1 pseudogene is annotated in these 228 nt (G+C 58.8%); it reads right to left on the reverse strand.

The features are described from left to right. A pseudogene (locus tag ACW9JC_RS30495) lies at positions 1-228 on the reverse strand (HNH/ENDO VII family nuclease); the annotation flags it as partial.

The raw sequence follows: 228 nt of genomic DNA on the forward strand, positions 1-228 counted from the left end.
GCGTGCCCATGCCGCTGCGTTTTTCAATCAGGTTGCCCCACGCATCGTAGGCATACTCCTGATCCCGCCAGCGCTTGAGGCGGTTGTCTTTGACGTGATCGAACTGGCTGGTGTTGAAGTTCAGCCGATTCGCCGCGGCGTCGTAGCGAAATTCTTCGCTGTCGATCAGCTGGCCGGTGTCGCGGCTGTGCAACTGGCCGTTGGCTTCGTATTCGTACTTGATCTCGC

The sequence above is a fragment of the Pseudomonas sp. SDO5591_S426 genome, from assembly GCF_054070755.1.